This is a genomic window from Vibrio sp. 1401 (assembly GCF_033340295.1).
Genome location: NZ_JAWOWF010000646.1, coordinates 1 through 572, shown reverse-complemented (window position 1 = coordinate 572; position 572 = coordinate 1). Strand labels below are relative to the sequence as shown.

At 51.0% G+C, this 572-nt stretch carries 1 protein-coding gene; it reads right to left on the bottom strand.

All coding sequences use genetic code 11. The annotated features are described in order from the left end of the window. The coding region (locus R7Z77_RS27340) for a proprotein convertase P-domain-containing protein (protein ID WP_318137303.1) at positions 1 to 572 on the bottom strand (572 nt) is incomplete at both ends.

Below are 572 nucleotides of genomic sequence, written 5' to 3'. Positions count from 1 at the left end.
ACCCGTAATGTTTGGATCAAGAGACTGACCAACAAGGCCGTTACGTGGTGTTTGCAATACGGAGCGAGTACCTGATGGGGAAACAAGCTCGATTGCCAAATCAGGTAGACGCGAGTGCTCTAGCGTCAGCTGCACCTGTACAGACTCAACGGTAATGTCGTCAGTAATTGCGATGTTTGACGAACCACCAGCAAGGCTTGCATCTGGCACACTGACTTCTGTTGCATTGTTTGCCCACGGTGTGATGATTTGCGCTGGCAGAACATTATTCGTCATGCGAGCGCGTTTCATCGCTTCATCCAAATCAACAGCACCAAAAGCATAGAAGGTATGGAAGTTCACGCCAGCCGCGTTTTTCTGCCAAGGTGAGATCGCTTCGTAGCTCACCAACTCACCTTTATTATTGGTAAATTCAAGTTGAACACCCGGATGCTCGGCATCGGTAACGCGTGCGGTTTCTGCCAGCAACGCACGAACATCACGGGCAGATAAAGCGTGGTTGGTTGACATGATAGCGGCGATTGCACCAGAAGTGTTCGGCGCAGCCGATGATGTGCCGTTCATGGTGCTGG